Origin of the sequence: Paraburkholderia diazotrophica, from assembly GCF_038900755.1 — a bacterium.
GTDB classification, from domain to species: Bacteria; Pseudomonadota; Gammaproteobacteria; order Burkholderiales; family Burkholderiaceae; genus Paraburkholderia; species Paraburkholderia diazotrophica_A.
Map to the genome: position 1 here is coordinate 32,317 of NZ_JBBPEN010000019.1, position 18,982 is coordinate 51,298.

16 protein-coding genes and 1 pseudogene are annotated in these 18,982 nt (G+C 60.0%); 6 read left to right on the top strand and 11 right to left on the bottom strand.

What is annotated here, in order from left to right:
- Position 1: 1 nt before the first annotated feature.
- Together AABE10_RS33210 and AABE10_RS33215 are read right to left on the bottom strand one after the other, a co-directional pair.
- Positions 2-1,966: an aconitase family protein gene (locus AABE10_RS33210; protein WP_342937339.1), complete on the bottom strand. Its 1,965-nt coding sequence runs from the start codon at positions 1,964-1,966 to the stop codon at positions 2-4.
- A gap of 94 nt (positions 1,967-2,060) precedes the next feature.
- Positions 2,061-2,954 (bottom strand): LysR family transcriptional regulator, encoded by an 894-nt coding sequence (locus tag AABE10_RS33215; protein ID WP_342937340.1) that lies wholly within the window; start codon positions 2,952-2,954, stop codon positions 2,061-2,063.
- An 891-nt stretch (positions 2,955-3,845) separates the two neighbouring features.
- Here AABE10_RS33215 and AABE10_RS33220 point away from each other — a divergent pair.
- Positions 3,846-4,037: a hypothetical protein gene (locus AABE10_RS33220; RefSeq protein ID WP_342937341.1), complete on the top strand. Its 192-nt coding sequence runs from the start codon at positions 3,846-3,848 to the stop codon at positions 4,035-4,037.
- A gap of 159 nt (positions 4,038-4,196) precedes the next feature.
- Here the strand turns inward: AABE10_RS33220 and AABE10_RS33225 are convergent, their stop codons facing one another.
- The 3 genes from AABE10_RS33225 to AABE10_RS33235 all read right to left on the bottom strand — a co-directional run bounded on the left by AABE10_RS33225 (position 4,197) and on the right by AABE10_RS33235 (position 6,825).
- Entirely contained in the window at positions 4,197-4,493 is a 297-nt protein-coding gene (locus AABE10_RS33225; RefSeq protein ID WP_342937342.1) for a hypothetical protein, read from the bottom strand.
- Positions 4,494-5,768: 1,275 nt separating this feature from the next.
- Positions 5,769-5,999, bottom strand: coding sequence for a hypothetical protein (locus tag AABE10_RS33230; RefSeq protein ID WP_342937343.1), 231 nt, complete (start codon positions 5,997-5,999; stop codon positions 5,769-5,771).
- 187 nt (positions 6,000-6,186) lie between these two features.
- Positions 6,187-6,825, bottom strand: a complete 639-nt coding sequence (locus AABE10_RS33235) for a hypothetical protein (protein WP_342937344.1) — start codon at positions 6,823-6,825, stop codon at positions 6,187-6,189.
- A gap of 645 nt (positions 6,826-7,470) precedes the next feature.
- Between AABE10_RS33235 and AABE10_RS33240 the strand changes: the two genes are divergently transcribed.
- The gene (locus AABE10_RS33240) at positions 7,471-9,048 is read left to right on the top strand and encodes an ATP-binding response regulator (RefSeq protein ID WP_342937345.1); all 1,578 of its coding nucleotides are present in this window, start codon (positions 7,471-7,473) and stop codon (positions 9,046-9,048) included.
- Between the two features lie 80 nt (positions 9,049-9,128).
- Positions 9,129-9,590: a response regulator gene (locus tag AABE10_RS33245; protein WP_342937346.1), complete on the top strand. Its 462-nt coding sequence runs from the start codon at positions 9,129-9,131 to the stop codon at positions 9,588-9,590.
- Between the two features lie 606 nt (positions 9,591-10,196).
- Here AABE10_RS33245 and AABE10_RS33250 read toward each other — a convergent pair.
- From AABE10_RS33250 to AABE10_RS33260, 3 genes are read right to left on the bottom strand one after another with little or no spacing between them, the layout of a single operon-like run.
- A complete protein-coding gene (locus AABE10_RS33250; RefSeq protein WP_342937347.1) occupies positions 10,197-11,108 on the bottom strand; it encodes a plasmid partitioning protein RepB C-terminal domain-containing protein in 912 nt (303 codons plus the stop codon).
- Entirely contained in the window at positions 11,095-12,000 is a 906-nt protein-coding gene (locus tag AABE10_RS33255) for a plasmid partitioning protein RepB C-terminal domain-containing protein (RefSeq protein ID WP_342937348.1), read from the bottom strand. The genes AABE10_RS33250 and AABE10_RS33255 overlap by 14 nt, the downstream gene beginning before the upstream one ends.
- The gene (locus AABE10_RS33260; protein ID WP_342937349.1) at positions 11,969-13,555 is read right to left on the bottom strand and encodes a recombinase family protein; all 1,587 of its coding nucleotides are present in this window, start codon (positions 13,553-13,555) and stop codon (positions 11,969-11,971) included. Before AABE10_RS33260 ends, AABE10_RS33255 begins: the two co-directional genes overlap by 32 nt.
- Before the next feature lie 143 nt (positions 13,556-13,698).
- On the opposite strand from AABE10_RS33260, the gene AABE10_RS33265 reads away from it, so the two are divergent.
- The 3 genes and pseudogenes from AABE10_RS33265 (at position 13,699) to AABE10_RS36525 (ending at position 15,307) form a co-directional block, all read left to right on the top strand.
- Positions 13,699-14,061 carry a hypothetical protein gene (locus AABE10_RS33265; protein ID WP_342937350.1) on the top strand — a complete coding sequence of 121 codons (363 nt, stop codon included), beginning with the start codon at positions 13,699-13,701 and terminating at the stop codon, positions 14,059-14,061.
- Between the two features lie 92 nt (positions 14,062-14,153).
- Positions 14,154-14,651: pseudogene (locus tag AABE10_RS33270) on the top strand (tyrosine-type recombinase/integrase); the annotation flags it as partial.
- A 386-nt stretch (positions 14,652-15,037) separates the two neighbouring features.
- Entirely contained in the window at positions 15,038-15,307 is a 270-nt protein-coding gene (locus AABE10_RS36525) for an AAA family ATPase (RefSeq protein WP_428983424.1), read from the top strand.
- On the opposite strand, the gene AABE10_RS33280 is transcribed toward AABE10_RS36525, so the two are convergent.
- The 3 genes from AABE10_RS33280 to AABE10_RS33290 all read right to left on the bottom strand — a co-directional run bounded on the left by AABE10_RS33280 (position 15,297) and on the right by AABE10_RS33290 (position 18,952).
- Complete coding sequence (locus tag AABE10_RS33280) at positions 15,297-16,037, bottom strand: integrase domain-containing protein (RefSeq protein ID WP_342937351.1); 741 nt, start codon at positions 16,035-16,037, stop codon at positions 15,297-15,299. The two genes, AABE10_RS36525 and AABE10_RS33280, sit on opposite strands and share 11 nt — an antisense overlap.
- 1,546 nt (positions 16,038-17,583) lie before the next feature.
- A complete protein-coding gene (locus AABE10_RS33285; protein WP_342937352.1) occupies positions 17,584-18,366 on the bottom strand; it encodes a hypothetical protein in 783 nt (260 codons plus the stop codon).
- A gap of 127 nt (positions 18,367-18,493) precedes the next feature.
- Positions 18,494-18,952: a hypothetical protein gene (locus AABE10_RS33290; protein WP_342937353.1), complete on the bottom strand. Its 459-nt coding sequence runs from the start codon at positions 18,950-18,952 to the stop codon at positions 18,494-18,496.
- Positions 18,953-18,982: the final 30 nt, after the last annotated feature.

Consider the following 18,982-nt stretch of genomic DNA (forward strand, 5'->3'; position numbering starts at 1 on the left):
GTCAGGCCCGCTGCGCGTTCGCCTTCAATTCATCGAATGAAGCGATTTGGCCGGCGAGCGCGCTGGCCACCACGGTCGCCGGACTCGCGAGCCAGACCTGGCCCGGACCCGAGCGGCCCGGAAAATTACGGTTGATCGCGCTGATCGTGACCTGGCTCGCGTCGACGGAAGCGCCCGGCCCGCAGTTGGCGCAGGCTCCGCACGACGGTTGCAGAAGAATGGCACCGGCTTGCTCGAATGCCTCAATGTAGCCGCGCCGTACGCAGTAGTCCCTGACATCCGATGTGCCGAACTGAAGATACAGCTTCACGCTCGACGGGACGCGCAGGCCGCGCACGGCAGCCCATGCGAGGACTTCGTGATAGTGGTCGAAGTCTTCGCGCTTGCCGGCCGTGCACGAGCCGCCATAAGCGATATCGACGCGCGGGCGTTCCGCGAGATCGCGCAGCGCGATCCCGTTCCCTGGATCGCCGGGCGCGGCGAGCATCGGCGAAATGTCCGTACAGTCGATCTCGATCACCTCGCTGTAGCTCGCGCCCGCATCGCTGCGCATCCACGGTTCGATCACGAAGTCGAAACCGCGCCGCGACTTCAGAAAGCGCACGGTTTCCTCATCGGGCGCGACGATGCCGGTCAGGCCGCCGAGTTCGGCCGTCATGTTCGTCAGTGTCGTGCGTTCATCCGTCGTCAGTTGCGCGATCGCGGAACCCGCGAACTCGAACACTTTGCCGACGCCTGCGCCGGCGCGTATTCTCGGGGCGGCGAGCAGATGCAGCACGAGGTCCTTCGCGGTGACGCCGGCTGGAATGGAGCCGTTGAAATCGACACGCAGCGATTGCGGCACGGTCATGCGCACTGCGCCGGTGACGAATGCATTCGCCATATCGGTGGTGCCGACGCCGAACGCCACGCACCCGAGCGCGCCGCTATGCGGCGTGTGCGAATCCGTGCCGACGATCAGCTGGCCGGGCAGCGCGTAGCGCTCGGCCATCATCGCGTGCGAGATGCCTTCTGAGCCTTCGCTGAAGCGCCCGTCGATCTCGCTGAGATAGCCGTGATTCTTCAGCCCGTGGTCTTGAGCGAAGTGCCTGTGCGCCGCGGACAGTTCGTTGACGTCGGGCAGCAGACCGTTTCTGATGTGAAGCTCGCTCTTGTGCGAATACGAGAGGTGGTCTTCGAAGGCAAGAATGGTTTCCGGCTGATGCAGCGACAACGGTTTGCCGAACGTCGCATGCAGCATGTGTGTCGCCATGCCCGTGTAGTACTCGTGGATGAAGCGCCAATCCGCGCGCACGAAAACGCCGGAGCCGGGCGTGAGCGATGCGCCCGTTCCTTCTGTGTGCAGCGCATGGCGCTCGATGATTTTCTGCGCGAGCGTGCGCGGCTCGCCATCGACGGCGCGGTCTGCGACTGCGATATGCCGCATGTTTTGCGCGCCATAGCGCAGCAAGCCGCCGCTCCTGAGAATCGATGCCGACAGCGCGTCGCGCGATGCGACGAGTTCCTCGATGTCGATCGGCTCGCCGCGCCGGATGCGCTCGATCAGCCCAAAATCGGTCGACGTGAAGAGCCCGAGGTTGTCCGCGTTCTGACGATAGATCCGTTCGAAGCTCTTCGCGATCACGAGCCGGATGCCCGCGCGAGATTCCGCAAGCGGACTATGCTCGCGCGACGATCCTTTGCCGTAGCGGTTGCCCGCGACCGTCACGCAGAAACGGCCGTTGCGGATCGCGTCGGGGCCGATGGGATTGCGTCCTCCCGTGCGAAAGCCGAGATAGGGGAAGCGGCCGAGACGCTCGTCGAAGCGGGTGAGCACGCTCATCGGCGTGATCTCATCGGTCGAGACGTCGTCTCGTAGCGCGCCCGCTGCCGCCTCGGTCAGATCGAGGCCGTCGAGTTGCCGCTCGACCCGTTCCGGGTCCTGGCAAAGAAACAATATCCGGCCCGTCAATTCCAGTTTTGCCATCCGATTTCTCCTTGAACGGAAATCTAGACGGCGGCGCGAACGGGCAAGAAGTGCTCGATCAGCAAAGGGGGCATCGCAAACCGCGATGTTCTCGTTAACCCTCGGCGTGCGTCAGCGAGTCGATCAATGCCTGCACCGCCTTCAAACGCGAAGACTTCCGGAGCGCATGAACCCGCAGGCTGCGACGCGACGCCCACGGCTCGTCGAGCGGGCGGCGCACGAAGCCGTGCGATCCGGCGAAGGCGGACGCAGCGCTCGTCGGCACGATGCCGATGCCGAGTCCCGCTTCGACCATCCTGCACTGTGCGTCGAAGCTGTTGACGGTCACGGCCAGCTTGAGCGGCGTGCGAATCGCGTCGGCGCGCTCGTTGATGATCTGATCGAGCGAGCCGCCCGCCTGAAGCGCGACGAGCGGAAAGCGGATCACATCGGCGAAAGCAGGCGCATCGAGCGCGGCAAGTTCATGATCGGGCGGCAGCACGACCATCAGCGGATCATCGGCGAAGTGCCACGAATCGAGGCCGCCCGGTATCTTGCTGCTCGCGCAGATGCCGACGTCGGCCCGGTCTTCCACACACGCGCGGATCACCTCGTCGCTGATCTGTTCCGTCAATGCGATCTGAACAAGCGGGTATCGGGCCTGAAACGCTTTGAGCCGCTCCGGCAGGAAGCCGACGATTGCGGATGCATTCGCATACAGTCGCACGACGCCGGCGACCTGGCCGCTGAGCGACTGAACCTCGCGTGCCAGTGATTGCAGCTGGTCATGCACTGACACCGCGCGCGCGAAGGCATGCCGGCCCGCTTCCGTCAGCTCGACACCGGACGGGGAGCGGATGAGCAAGGTAACGCACATTGCGGTTTCGAGGTCTGCGATGCGCCGGCTGAGTGCCGAAGGGGCGATGTGATTGCGGCTGGCTGCGCGAGCAATGGAGCCCTCCTGCACCACGGAGATGAACAGTTCCAGGCTATATGGATCGATTCGCACGCCGCCAGAATCCTTGTCGAGTTTGATGGCCTGTCGTATGGGCACGTCGAAGCAGTGCCTCAGCGGACTTGCTTCCGCACGACGCACGTTTCTCCGCACCCGGGCGCTTCGATAGTCCGACAGCGGCAATAGTAGCAGCCGTGCTTTTGCGATCAGGCTGGCTGCCGTTCAAACGCTAACGCCTATGTCGCAATCGGAGCACAAACCGGCCGGTGGGCTGCCGGGAACGACCGGCTGATGCGGGTCGACTCCCGTCGACCGCATTGGGCAGACCTCGGCCCATCTACGGTCGTTGCCGGGCTTTCTTACAGAGCCGATCAAACGTCGCTCCGTCTGGCGACGGACATTCGAGCGCCAATCGTGGTTGTCGCGTTTCGGGCGCGTCACGAAAGCGCCTCATCTTCGCAAAGCACTATTTCTCGACTGACGTCTCCACCAATGTCCCGATCAGGCGCAGAAGTTCGGTGTGCTCCGGCCCTTTGCTATCTCGAACAAGGAAGTCGCCAATTGAGATGTCGGACGGCCGACCACCCGACGAGAGGTTGGGCTCATGTCGGACGAAAACTCGGCCAGAGTCGTATTCGTAGACGAGCGACCAACGGTCTCCGTTCGCGCTCCTGTAAAGCTCTCGAGCCTTTTGAGTCATGATCCTCTCCTATTCGCGGCTAAGCATACAACAGCCGAGACGGCGATGGCAGGCGGTCAGAATGCCGAATGGCCAACGGACCCCATCATGGCAACAGGCGAGATCGACGCAAGGCGTGAACATCGGATCACGATGGAGATCGTGGTCGACACCTACACCGAAGAAGAAACCGCGTTCGGCTGTCCGCCCGGAATCCGGCCGACAATGGCAGGCGTTCAAGAAACCCTCAACGCAACGACCAGCAGATGGCGATCGCGGCCACGGCGGGTGAATTGCCGGTCGGCGAAACGAAGCCGTGGCGGGTCGAACATGTGCTGCCGGTCGAAAATGGTCGCGGCGAGGTCCGCATGCTGCGCGAGTTCGATAATGCGCTGGCGACCGGTCGCGGGTTTGCATTTTCGGTCATTGCCGGCGAGAAGCCTAGGCGTCGCCGCTGACTGGTTCGTCGCGTAGATCTGTAAGGATCAGGACGGTTGGAAGTGGGCTACGGCCGAGCCGGCAGTCGAGCGATGGGGCACCTTGCAGTAAAGCCCAGTCGGAACGCGCGCGCAATCGCTTGCTGCCGCGTGCTCGGCAACGGGTGGATGGTTAGGAGGCTAATGTCCGAGCGGAGATCCGCCAAGATGGGCATCGATCGCGCGCCTGGCGAGGTCTATCGCGTCGCTGACTGCGGCCGCTCCATTGACCAACGAGCGGTAGTGCTCCGGCTCAGGTATGCGGCCGCCCTTGCGGTCGATGCCGCCACTCCGCGACATCCGCTCCACCAGTACTGTGACGGCCGACCCGCCGTCACAGTCATCTCGCACGCTGACAGTGATAACGAAGCCTCGGTGCATCTGTTGCTCTTCCATGTTATTCAGCGATCCCGGCGAGTTCCTCGATGTCGTCTTCAACACGCCCTCTCGCTTCAACCGCCGCTTCCTCCGTCGTTTTTGCGATCAGTGGGAAAACCAGCCCATTCCCTTTGAATGCGCCCGCGAAATGGACCCAAGCCGCGTAGGAACATACGCCCGATTCAGCTGGCGAATATTCAGAACTACATCGTAGGTACGCTGCAGTCCCTGTCGACGTGTGTATTGAAATTTGTACACCTCGGTATCAGCCATGACGACCTCACATGCACGGACCCTTGCAACGCACGTTCCGGCACGCGCGTGCGCAGAGGGTTGACTTGCTTCCCTGCGCGACGCCAGGGGCACCGCACTTGGCCGAACGTCGCCAACCTGCTCGGCAATGTATATTGGGGGCCACTTGATCTGGTTCGTCCGTACCCCGGGCCAACAGGCGACCTTCGCGGGCAACGGGGCTCGGACATTCAGATGTCCGTTGCGCCCTGGATGCGGCCATTTAAAATCGCGAGTACAGCCTGAGAGCCACCTGAGGGATGGCTGGAAAGCAACGCAGCGCAGCGCTCCCGTAGAAAGGCATGCAACTCGGTAATCGCCGGCGTTAATTGCGCACGGTGCAGCACCGCAGGCATTGGCTTCCCTATCGCCGGCACTTTGGGGCGGGAGGGCGCGCGCGTGATCGTGAATGGCCGCTCGCAGTCATCGGTGAATGACGTGGTCGCACTCGCATGACGTGCTGATTCTTGACAGCGATGGACGGCGGGTTTCGAGTCTGGCTCGCGCACTGACTTCTCGCGGACTCGTTTTGATGTGCTACGACTCGCCAAGCAGCGCGCCGGATGCACTGCATCGGCTGCGACCGGGCGTGATCGTCGTCGGCAGACCGCTGTCGATTACCGACGTCGTCAGGATACTCGAGGCGTCCGGAGAGGAGCAGCGTCCCGTCATGATCAACTATTCGTCCACGACAGTGTTGTGGACTGGGCGCTGTGGGACAACTGGGTCCAGCAGTCCACTGAAGTGGTCCGTCGTCGTCAATGCGGTAACCGAGGCGCTCAGTCACGAACTAGAAAACTGATCGAAGTAGCCGATGTCGAAGGAATGGAAGACCTGTCCAATGTTATCGCCTTCATACTGCCGCGCGGGTTTTCGACCCGTGGGAGCCAGTGGCGTCGCCTTTTGACGCGCACCAGCTTTTCCAGATCGCCTGTGGGATTTATCAGGCTAACGATCGCCATATGATCAGGCGTTGTCGATTCGTGGCTTGGCGTCCCGTTGGGTCCGGTTATCGTTCGGTGTTGTGCTCTGACCCGTCGCATTTCAGGTAACAGAGACATTACATGGCGGCTTGGGCGTCGGCTCGTTGTCGACGAACGCTGTGGCATAGCGGATCGCAAATGCAAATGCTGACTGCCGATTTGCAAAGTGTCCGAGGTCACCGAGCGATGTCGCCTCACCATCTTCTTCGAGAATTGAAGCGCGTGCGACGAAGAGGTTGCCATTTCTGAATACAGAAGGCTTGATGACCACGCCGTGGTGGCTAACGAGCATCGTCTCTCCGGATCGCAGATTCCTTACCCGCCACGGGCCGCACCTGGTGTTGATCGCGCAGTGGCATTCAGCGCCGATTTTAGGCCATACAAACGTTCATAGTTGCCGAAACCGGGTGTTCGTAAGCTGACGGTTTCCAACAGGACCGGCCGCGTGCATCTTTAGGCCGATCCGGGCGACATAACATTCAGTTGCTGCCGCTGTGACCCGCAAGTTGCAACGGGCTTTGCGCGTGAGGCGCTCGGTTTGCCGCAGATGCCAACTTGATGGCGCTATCAAGTTTGGAGAACAACGTCTCCGAGGGAGAAGGCATTCGCTCGACTGCTGATGCAATATCCGGCTGAATCGAGCCCGTCGGAAATCTTGGAAAACTGATAAGAGTTATTGGTTGAGAGACAAGCTCCAAATACTTCGTGAATAATGGCGCCCGCCGCATTGCGGGTTCGATGTATACGAGGACCGCAGCGAAGCGTGATGTCCGTGCCGCGGTGTGCAGTTCACTCACGGTTGCGACGGCCGTCGGAACATATGCGTGGGCTTTTAGGAGAGCCACGAGTGAATGCCTTATGTTCTCGGTCGCGCTGTAGATCAGAATGCCTTTTGATTGGCGAAATCGAGACGGGCTGGCGATTCCGAAGCTGCGCAGCCGCAAGTCACACGACAACCATAGGAGCCGCGTGCGTTCATACGCTTCCCGAGCGCGCTGGACAGCCAGCGGGTCGATCGAATCGCCTTCGCTCAAGGTACGCACCGCCTCGAAACGTTTTAGTAGTTCGGTTAGCGCGTGCTCATATTCTCGTTGTAACGACCGCTCATCGATGGCCATCGCTTCGAATGTACAGCCCGTATGTCGGACCGTAAGCGTAGCCGTTCGGAGACTGCCCCGTGCATCCGGGGAAAAACGGAGGGTGCGCATTCAGGCAAACTGTATCCAGCTTCCGACGAATAACCACCTGCCGACGGCGCGTGCAGCAGTCGGCACACGATGCAGGCATCACGCCGATTTTGCCAATCGGGAGAATCGGCTATCTCAGACGGGTCCGGGGTGCGTCTTTGCCTCTAAGGGAGAAGGTTTATTGTGAACCTTTCGTGCAGGCACCCAATGTGCAAACGCCGATGCTGCGCGGAAAGCATATTGACAGGAAAGGGCCCGGGTACCGGACGCACGCGCACCGTGCCGGCGAGTGCGGTCGGCGACGTTGCAGACGTCCCGATGGCCGTGATTACTGTAAACACTTACAGCGAGTCAGGCTGCTTGAAATTTATCATCGTGCGTATATCTTTTCCGGCGCTGGCGGGCGAGGCGCGTGAGCGCCGATCATCGCCTGTGAAAGCTGCGCCAACGCCAGGTGGGAACAGAATGTGCCCTCTCGGTGGGTGCCCCTTCTCCATCGTTTCGGGCTAACCGCCGACAAGGAGCGATCAAATCCGGGTTTTGCGGTGCGGCTGTTCCGATTAACGAGCAACGACCATGACCGATTACCGGCTACGACCACAACTGGAAACCGTTGAGCAGACACGGGATCGACTGCGGCGAGCAGCGGAAGCTGCTGAAATCGGGACCTTTTATTGTCCGTTGCCTCTGCAACGACTCTACTGGAATGCGCGGTGCAAGGCGCATTTCTGGCTGGACCCTGACACGCCGGACGAGGAGATCGATCTCGACACGTTCTACCGTGCGATCCATCCGGATGATCGCGCCCGCGTGCGCGCTGCCGTTGAAAACTCCATAGCAGGCGGTGAGCCTTACGATGTCGAATATCGCACTGTGTCACCGGAAGGTGAAGTCCGATGGCTCAGAGCGAAAGGAAACACTTCTTTCGACGACAACGGGCGCGCCGCAAGATTCGACGGAATTACGATCGATATCTCGGAACAGAAGCGGCTGGAAGCCGAGCGCGACGCGTTAATCGGAAGTGAGCGTGCGCTGCGGCGGGCGGCACAATCGGCGAACGAAGCAAAGGACGCTTTCATTGCCGCTGTGTCTCATGAGTTAAGGGCCCCGCTGACCGCGATCCTGGCGTGGGTGGACTTGCTCGCGCAAGGCGCTGACGATCCGGGTTTTGTCCGGAATGGTATCTCCGTCATCCGCCGCAACGTTGTCACGCAGACGCGACTGGTGGACGACCTGATGGACGCGAGTCGTATCAACAAGGGGAAGTTCACTGTCGAGCGAACGCCGATCGCAGTTAACGACTGCTTCAGTGCCGCGCTGCAGGAAGTCCGGCCTATCGCTGATGAGAAAGGCGTGTTCGTCGCGGATCTTGTGGCGGACGAGGTGCATGTCCTCGGCGACGGACCGCGGCTGCGGCAGGTGTTTAGCAATGTGCTTAACAACGCGCTGAAACATACGGAGCGCGGCGGGAAGATTCTGCCTTCGCTCGTCGTGACGGGGAACACCGTGCGGATCTGCATCGCGGATACAGGCGCGGGTATTCCAGCGGAGCGGCTGGACGAAATCTTTGAGCCCTTCGTTCAGATCGAAAGCGCGAACAGCCGGGAACGTGCCGGTCTGGGCCTGGGGCTCGCCATCGCCCGCAGCATCGTGGGGATGCACGAAGGGGAGATTGCTGCACAGAGCAGCGGCCCGGGACAGGGTTCAACCTTCACAGTCATGCTACCGACCGTGGACCACCGTTCGCCGGTTGCCCCGGCACACCCGCAGGCGGATGCCGCGTCGATCATTCACGGACGGTCCGTCCTGCTCATTGAAGACGACGCCGACACACTGGAGGCCCTTGCATTGACGCTCAGGCTTGAGAACATGCATGTGCAAACAGCCAGGTCGGCGCACGAAGGCCGCGAGGCGCTCAAGCGTCATCTGCCCGATGTGATCGTGTCAGACCTGACGATGCCCGGCGAACATGGCTGTGACTTCATGAAAGCCGTGCGGGAGCAAGGCATCAACGTCCCCGCCGTGGCGCTGACGGGGTACGTGAGAAGGGAAGACGAGCAGATGGCACGGGACGCGGGCTTCGACGACTATCTCGGCAAGCCGGTTGACCCCTCGGAACTGATCAACGTCATTGGAAAACTGATCTGTCAGTGAAATCCGACGTGAGGCACGTTCGAGTGGCGCGCGGTTTGCTCAACAATTCCCGAACAGAACCTTGCGAAAGAGTTGCAAAGATGCACCGTATACTTCTGGTAGAGGACGATGAGCCGACGCGATCCGCGTTGCGCTGGTTGCTTGAAGCGGAAGGCTACCACGTGATTTGCGCCACCAACGGCGCGCAAGCGGTAGCGCAACTGGCGGTAACGGCAGTCGACCTTGTTATTTCCGACTGGTCGATGCCTGAGTTGGACGGTGTCCAGCTTAGCCAGACATTGCGTTCCCGCCCGGCATTTCGATTGCTACCGTTCATCCTGATGTCGTCGAATGCTGCTCCCGAGCAGCATCGGTCGTGGGATGCTTATTTACGAAAGCCGTTCGTTCTTTCACATCTCACCCGAACAGTTCGATCGCTCCTTCGTGCCCGGGATTCGGTCGTCACTGCGGAGGACGACCGCGCCGTACAGGCGGCGGTGCGGTTTGAGCCGGCGCCCATGTCGGGCACCGTCGACGCCCCCCTGATCCGCGGTTCGCGCTGAACGTTTGGACAGCGGCCGGCCATCCTTCCGACGATGTCGCCGATAGCGTGCACCCGGATGACGATCCCATTGCTCAGCCTGCCGGTCGGATGCACCGTGGAAGTGAGTCTCGTACTTGTGGTCGATGCCGCGCAGGCAGTCAAGGACTGGTCGAATTCGTCAGCTTGCTCCAGGCCAGGACGAGTCAGGTTAATTTTGGCTCGTCGGGCACGATCGAGCACGCTGACCAGCGTAGTGTCCGCCCGACCGACAGGCTTCTGATGGTGAGGGACTATCGGCGCTGACTCGCAGCTAGTCTGCATTCCATTCGCCTGCCGTCTGGCTTCTCCTTCCTCGCCTCGCTTGTCGACGTCGTCGGCGACGAACGCGAGCGACTGGCCGTTGCACTTCGTGAATAGACGCTCGGTGTACCGGGTATCGACCGGTCGAGTTGGGTCGAAGTACGTCCTCCCGACTGTCGTCACCATTTGGTGAATGGTCTCGTCGGTATCCATGGAGAGTCTGTCTCTTGACGCCAACTGTCATGCTCCCTACGGGCCGGGTAGTGGCAGCTCGCGATATGTGGCTGATATCTGCGACTGAGAGATTCACCTCACGAGCCAAGCGCTACCGCCCCCGGGGGCCTGCCGCTGCAGCAAGCTCCTGTAGATTTGCGAAGTGTCCCGGCGCATTTTCAGCAAGCCACTCGCGCACATGCACGTTATTGAGCAAGGTGTTGACGTAGCTGATCGACACGCTGAGATGGAGATGTTCGACGCCGTATCGATCTTCGACATCGGTGACCTTCGCCTGAAGTGAGACGATTTCACGCTCCAGACGGTCGATCTGTTCTCGCGCTGCCTCCTCGTCGCCGCCTCGCGAACCGGGAGCGGGCATCAGTTGCTCGGGTGGCGTGGCAAGCTTGATGGCGCGGGCAAACGCCGATGTGAAATTGGACTGGCTGCACATGAGCTCCGCTGCCTCGATCTGACGCAAGGGCTTCATGCACTTCAGGATCTCGTAGGTTGCCGCAGGGCAATTTCTGTCTGCCAGCAGTGCGGCTGCGTCGTTGCAGATTCCCGTGAGCAATCTGACCTTCGTTTTGACCGTCCGCCCATCAATGCCGAGCACGGCTGCGATGCGTTCTTGCGATACTCCGCGATCAACCGCCTGTGCGATCATGCGCGCGTCCTGACCCGCCGTCAGCCGGTTGACATGCCGGTTGTAGGTGTACGCCTCGTCTTCGGTTGCCAGAAGGCAGGTTGCCGATGGCTTGCCCAGACGGCGCAGGGCCTCCAGCCTCAAGCGACCATCGAGTACAACGTAGAGTCCTTCAGCATCGCGTTCGGGCATGACAACAAGTGGCTCGACGAGTCCCACAGTGGCCACTGACGCAAGGACCTGAAGGAATTTCTTGCAACGCGTAGCACTTGGGACGAGAGGGCGGTGGGGACGCAGCACGCTCAGGGCCAGTTGCACAGTTTCACCTTCGAACGCTCGCGCTACGGTGCAGGTACGTATGACATCAGGCTTGTTCATGGCTGTTCACTCCTTCAATCCGATCTGACAGAACGCGTGGCATGCTCTCCAGGTCCTCGTTCTGCAGCAGTTCTACAAAATGCTCATCGGCAAGCAGGCTTCGGAAGGTAGATACGACCATCGCGAGCTGGGCGTGCACCATATCGGCTTTTTTGACGAGGAGCATCTGACGCTCGCTCTCGCGAACATAGAGTTTGCGCAGTTTTTCAGGACTCAGTGAACCCCTTGTCCCTTGTGACTTACCGCGTGATCTGTCATATCCACGGCGTCTAAGCCGCTGGTCGATGATACGGCGAACGACTGCAAGCTGGGTTCTCTTGAGCGTTCCCTCCGCATACGCGTCCGCCAGGGCGAGTTGTAACTCACTATCGCTCGACCTCGCGATGGAGATAGCGAGCCCGATAGGCAACGTTCCCCGTTCGACGGCTGCAACCAGTCGTTCCTCGCCATGTTCCAGCAGCGTGAGGATGCTGTGCAGATACGAGACCGATAATCCGACTTTCGCCGCGACGTCCTGAAGGGGCTGTCCAGACTTGACCATCTCTTCCACGTCGCGCAGCAATTCGATCGGGGCGTGGTTGCGCCGGGCGACATTCTCGACGAGGCTCATCTCAAGGCAGCCGCACTCGTCGCGGTCAATTACACGGGCCGGAATGGAGGCCTGCCCGAGCATGCGCACCGCTTCTATGCGTCCTTGGCCGCACACCAGGTCGTAGGATGTCGTTCCGTCGGGGGCGTCGTGAGGACTGACAGTAATTGGGCGCTTCAACCCTACGGCAGCGATGCTTTCGACGATTGCCCGGTGCTGCCTTCTTCCGCGCCCTCGCGGGTTGAGGATTCGAATCTGGTCTAGGGGAATATCAACGATAGTCGTTTCTGTCACTGGATCCATGGCAAGCCTCGATTGTTGCGCGGGCACAAAGCGTTAGCAGCACGGACAGGTCGGTCGTTCTGAAAGCTTCCACGCCCGGTATTCGTGAGGGGGACAGCATGGTCTCTTCGTTGTCCCCCAGAAGTGTCTCTGGCAGCAGGTAAAAGCATTGCAGTACGAGACGGGGGCGCGGGAAGTAGCCGACCAGGATCAGGTCGGCGGGATGTCGGCGAGATCTGGTTGCCACCGCGTATGGGATACAGTTGATCTCTTTATGCCCAAGAGTGACGGTGACCTTCAACCTGAGCGCATGATCGACACAGAGCATTGAAAAAGTGCTGTCGTGCTCAACCACATGACCTGCTGCCTCGAGTTTGGATATGAGCTCGGACAGGTGTTCTGTCATTACCCGCTTAGCCGCGATCCGCTGATCCACGTAGGTCATATCGAAAGCGGGACAGTAGCCAACCTGGCGATACAGGTCGGCGAGGGAGGGTATAAGTCGCCGCACCCGTGATTTCCCCGGGATATCCAGTCGGTCGCCGATATCTTTTAGGGAGAGCCGCCCCGACTCATGAAGGAGTCGTGAGATGCTAGCCAGTGCCTGGCTAGCATCAACTTTTAACCTGTTCCGGGTCAGCCGTGCCTGCGCGGCCGCGAACGTCTCGCTGTCGACGATCGGTTCGAATGCGCCGTCAGCGCGCACCCACCGCGCGGAAGGATTGCGTACGAACTGGCCATGCAGCTTCTTCGAACTGCGATTCCAGAGCATGTTGCCGATGTATTTCTCGTTCTTCAGCAACCCGTAAATAGCAGAGTCCGTCCACGGCCGCCCACTAGCGTTGCAGATGCCGAATGTGTTCAGTCGGTCAGCGATTTTGCCCACACCAAGCTTGTCATGGAGGTACCAGAAAAAAATTTGTCGCACCAACGCAACCTCATTCGGTGGCCCTGGGACGAGGACAATGTGGTCGGTCTGGATGCTTTTCTGTTCCGCAAATCGTAGACACCCTTTGGGCTGGCGGCTGGCGTCGACGAGCATGCGACGAAGCCCGTAACCGGGCATTGCCCCCTGCCAGAATCCTCGCTCGACGTGCCGTGATTGCCCCTGGAACACTTTTTCGGACAGTTCACGACTGAACTCGCCGGCCATCGCGCGTTTGATGCTCTTGATGATGTTCGATGCAGGTGAGCCATCGTTTGCGAAAGGCTCGGCGCAGTAGATGACCTTGACGCCCGCCTGGCGACACAGGTACTCGTGGTGTGCACTTTCATCAACGTCCTGAAATCGTCCCCACCGGCTGATGTCGTAGACGAGCACCGCGTCAAACGACCTGGCCTGGTCGAGCACGTCCTTGAGCAGCTTCACAAGCGCGGGCCGGTTATTCAGCGTTACGCCCGACCGCCCATCATCCTCGTAGGTGTCGACGATGTCGATGTTGTGATCGAGTGCATAAGCGGCTATCGCGCTCTTTTGATTCTCCGGCGAATATTGCTGATGCTCGGTGGACATCCGTACGTACTGTGCCGCGCGCAGTCGTACACCGACATCGGCCACGACGGTGGACGTGTGCATTGGCGAGAGGGAGGGCGTGGGATATTTATTGATACGTCGCTTTCAGGCGCAGTCAAGGCGCAAAACCGGATGACGACTCGTCGGCGATGGGCGATTATCAGTAGATTAAAATATCCGAGCAGCGCAATTTCCACGAATGCGAAATGAGCACGCCACTCAATCTTGATTTGCAAGCGAGAGCGGAACTGCTCGCGTATCTCGTCGTTTCTCAGTTGTTGGCCAAGGCCATCACTGGCGAATGGCTGTCACCGCTGCATACAGTTGAGTCAACCAGGCTGTGGCTCTTGAAGAATGGCGGCGGGGCTGACCTCATTGACCGGGCCCGACTCTCCAGTTGCGCGGCCGGACTCGCGAAGCGCGTTGCCGAGCGCACGCCGGCCCTCCTGAAACGGGATATCGTTGGCGGCTTGATTACAGAGAACCTTCGGATCGATTTTCGAGTCTCGATCACACGTGAAATTTATCAGGCGTATATCAATCACCTGGTCGATATGGGATGGACCTGAAGGGGCGTTGGTTGTTCTGATGTCTCCGCACGACGAAGAGCAGCCGCTCCCAAGCGCACAATCGATCTCCCTTCTTAGGAAAGGAGGTTGATATGGAAACGCTTAATCCTACCGGCAACCGGCGAGTGCCATGGAACAAGGGGAGGTTGACCGGCCAGAAGCCACCATTGAAGCTCCCTGAAATTTGGGCAATCCGAACTAGACTTCAGATCTCGTCGAATGTTCGCGAGTTGGCATTGTTCAACCTCGCAATCGATAGCAAGCTCAGGGCGTGCGATCTGACTCGGTTGCAAGTGCACGACATTTGCACGGGAGCTCACGTGGTCTCGCGAGCGACATTCATGCAGCAGAAGACTCAACGACCTGTGCAGTTTGAGATCACCGAGCAGACCCGGAAAAGCGTGGCCGCCAGGATTTCTGCGCAACAACTGAAACCGGCAGACTATCTCTTTCCGAGCCGTCTGCATGCTTCGCCACACCTATCGACGCGCCAATACGCCCGCATCGTTCACCGTTGGGTCGCATCGATTGGACTCGATGATGCTGGGCCGGCCCCCGGTTGTTCGTTTAATCGCCGGCGTAAAGGCTCCGCTGAAATGCCGTCGGCTGAGCCGACTACAATGAATCCTGGCCAAAAAACGAATACGACCAGCCATGCCTCCTGTCTCGATCCATCAAGCGCGGAAACGAACAGCCCGGCCAGTCTGGCTCGCGGTGTACGTCGCGCTCCTACTGTTGCCGGCAGCCCTCGAACTACACTGTCTATCCGGATAGTTAGAGGAAACGCCGTCGGTTTACCAACGTGGACGTAAGCAGCGACGAGCAGAAACCGGCAAGCAAGAAACAGTGCAGTAGAGAGCAAGACCGTTGCAGCATCACGGCAAGCCGCCGTTAAATCCCAACGGGCGACAGCTTCTAGGCGAGGACAGGCAAAGAAAGAATGGCGAGCACAGCAATGGTCGTTGGGAGCTCTACCTTGCTCGCGAAGCGATCTGCCAAGATCAAGGACGTGTTGCTTCGGGAAGCGCGCGAGAGCGGGCGGCGTGGTGTGAACACCCTGATCTACGGGCCGCCCGGGACCGGCAAGTCGGAACTCGCCAGGGTGCTGGCCCGCGACCTCGGCTGCGAACTCTTTGAGATCGCGAGCGAGGATGCCGATGGCGAGCCGATTGATCCACTAGCTTGCACGGTTCCCACCCCGCGAGCCAGCGCCTGCCGAGTGGGCATTTCACGTATTACCGTGTGAACAAGATCACGCCCCAATCAAATGGTTCCTCGCGTACCGAACCGGTGCCTGCCGCGCCCGGCGCGCGCGGAACTTCATGGGACCGCTCGCCAATCTCCCGCAGGTAAGTGTCGAGGAACATATGGGCCCGCAGGCCTTGGCCGACTGATGCGAAAACACGCTCCCGCGCCTGCTCGGGACTTGCTCCCGCGTCCATCAGCGCATTTGACAGCGAAACCGCGTAAGCATGGCGAAGCGACTGCGAGCTCAGTTCGCCGCTGATCCGGGCAGACTGCAGCAGCGCGCGCAGCCGGTTGCGCTGCGTTTTATGATCCGCGCCCGCGATCAGCTTGCCGTCGTGGGTCTCGCAATGTTCCAGTGCCGCTTCGATTGCGCGAATGGTGTCCTCACGCAGCGGGTCGATAATCTCAATCCGGCGCGGGCGGCTCGTCCCGACACCGCGTGGGAGCCGAAGGTATTGCACACCGATCCGAAGCAGGACAAGCCAGTCAGCCAGTTCTCGCACGCACCGCAGCGCTTCGACCGGTCGCAGTCCCAACAGGCGAATGAGGCACAGCAGGTGCGCAAGTCCCGGATCAACAGCCCGTGCCCGCCTGAGGGTTTCGGCGAACTCCGATTGCGTCTGCGCACGGCGTACGCCCGTGCGACGGCGACAGGGTGCCCCGGGAGCGTCGTTAGTGCAGGCGGTGTCGACGTTGCCGCATCCGGCTTCCGCGTTGTTTTGTTCCATCTGTTAAATCTCCAGAAAATCCTTCCGACGAGAAGGGCCTGCCCAATGCGGCGGAAGATTCGCAGTGCGTGGGACCTGGCACAGGATCGTCCGCACCAGGGGGTTAATTTAGAACTCCAGAAAGTCTTAAGAGAGAAAGCGCATGCCGGCTGCGGCGGAAGATTCGCAATGCATGGCCCTTGGCACGGGATGGTCCGCGCAAGTTACATACGTCGGGTTGCACCGGATGCTGCAGGCCGCCTGGGGCAGAAGCGGCAGAACACGCGGTGCTTTCGGATTAGTGTGGGATTGTCTGGATGAGTTTCTTCGGATCGCCAAGGGCATTACTGCACCGCTGGCTCTGAATCTGATCGCCCGTGTTCAAGGGCTTGACGCGCGTCCATACAGGTGTGACGCATGCTGCGTCGGACGATTAAGCTCTGCGTCGGACTATTGAGGCTGCCGTCAACGGCAGGTATTGGAAGCGTGCGCATCAAAACGCTGCGCATGTGCTCAATGGAATTTTGATCGGCGCCTTCAAGGCGCGTGTCAGTTGGGTCGGCCGCGCCTCGCAGATTCGCCCTTACAGTAGCGAATCCAGGCGGGTCATGAGATCACGGAAGACCTCAGATGTCTGACTTTGGGGTGCCAGGACGCATTTCGGGAACACCTGCTGCCTGATTGCTGCCGTGCCCCGTCGAGCCGGGCACGGAATTTTCACTTTTATATTGGGTACGGCGGTGTAACCAACCCGTTATGCCTCAGCGGAGGCCGGGTAAACCGTTGCTGAACCGATAGTTGTATCGTCACACAACGGTCTATCGCTGTCAAGAGACAATGTTGCAAGATCGTTGTTTAATCAGCATACCCGATTAAGGCGCACCCGTAGCACGGACACTTTCCGGCGGGTATCGCGGCACTTCTTTGCCCACCTTGGACACAACGTTCGCCGCACGCCAGGACGTTCACGCATACGCATTGCACGTGGAGCCGGGTGTCGCGGGGATACCTGGCGCAGCAATCCGTTGAAAATCACTGTTCGACGCGGTTGGGGCGTTGTCGGCTTGAACATCCTGTCGATTTTTGCAAACAGATACTCGTCCAGAGTGATCCAGCTCATCTTTACCTGACTCCTGTAATAGCGTGAGTTATTCCTTCACGCGAAAGTTGATGAAAGACATGCAGCCAGTCGCCGCAGTGCTTACTGCAACATCGTAGAATCGCTTTACCCTCCGCTGACGATCAGTTCGCAGTGTTTAGCGTCTGATATGACGCCGCGGGTATCGATGATCCCGCGCTTTCCGGAACGTATATCGCTATCGGCCTTCGATCTGCGCCGACGTCGACCAGCCTTTGTGACTTTCTGATCATCTGTGCGTTTGCAGTCTCCAGACTGCAGTCTTCACCATGGTCTGTTGAATCGATGCACGGGAAGAACGCGCATCCTTTTGCTGCACAGGCGGGCTCGCGGACAGGCTTGCACCGTGCCCTGCCGCATGCGCCGTGATGCCACTGACGGTTGCATCCGCGGCGTAGCAGCTGATACAGGGTGCAAGCCATGACGTGTTCAGCGGGAGGTCGCGCGGTGAGTCGATGCGCCAGCTTCGCGCAGCCACTCGTCTTTTCCAATACGAGGCAGGCCAAGCAGATCGTAGGCACGCTCAAACTCACGTGCAGCGGCAACGACAGTGCGTGCTGCCATCAGCCGACGGCTCAGCGTGTGAAGCTTCTTTTCGCTTGCACCTTGTGTGCGCGCTGCTGCGAACTCGCCTTCGATGTCGACGGCACGATGAATCAGCGCGCCAAGCGAGAGCTTGTGTGCCTGTGCCTGTTCGAAAGCACGAGAGGCGCAGACCACCGCGGGCACAACCAGCCCGTCGAGCTGTTTATCGCCCAGATACGTGTAAACCTGTCCGAACGCGGACTCGGGTTGCGTATCCCGCGGGCAGTCGACAAGCAGCAGGCGACACTGTTCGGGTCCAAGGCTGCCGGGCACAGTTGCGTCGAGCAGGGTAACGGCGTTGCGCTGCGACTCCTCATCCGGCGATACGATCACGACGACGCAGGCCAGCTCGACAAGTGTGTCTTTACGTTCATTCAGGAACGTCACCAGATCCTGCCGGTTCTGCGGCGAAACTTCGAGCAACCCCCCATGAGCCGATGCCATCAGCGTGCAATATGACTCTTCCATTTCCTCACGCCGGGCGGCCGGCTCCGTAATCCCGGGTTGGGCGTTCATGTCCGTTGCGTGCCGTTTGATACTGGCGCCACGATAGCCGTGCACGACGTCCGTCATGCTACGTTGCGTGAGATCATCCGATGTACGCACAATAATGGTGATTGAATGCATGTGTAGTCCTTATGGGTTTCGTTCGTTGGTAAAAAAGGTCGAGCAATGCCTGCGTCGGAAGATCCGGTGCCGGGCTATCGCGCGGGTACCCGATGCCATGCCCTGCTAAGCTTCCCGGCGGATCGCATCAGGATGTCTTCTCCTCTCCGCATGTGTCGCTGTCACCGCCGGCCTGCGTCCCCGTCTTACCGGGGACTTCGCGCGGTCGCGTGACTTCATGGCGATACGCCTTGTCCTTGTTTTGCACGCGTTTTCGGCGGCGCGGAGCGCTCAGGGCCGCGAGCGCCTCACGGTCATAACCGCAGTGAAGCAGGATAAGGCGGACGGCGCCCAATATGAGAGGAGCTTCCTCGAAGGCGACTGCACCTTCGAGGTCGCAATGCCGGGAAAAGGCCTCCAGCGTTTCCACCGGGACGTCGGTCACCGACGCCGGCGCTGCGCCGAGTCCAAGCACAAAGCGCGCGAAGATCTGCCAGGGCGGGTCCAGCACGCGGGCGGCGTCTGCGTGCCATCCTTCTCGTCCGATCACTTGGCGTGCCGTTTCCAGCAGACCGACGCCGTCTGCAGCGGTCTGGATGTCGATCATTTTCTACTCCTTAACGTATGTTGATGGACA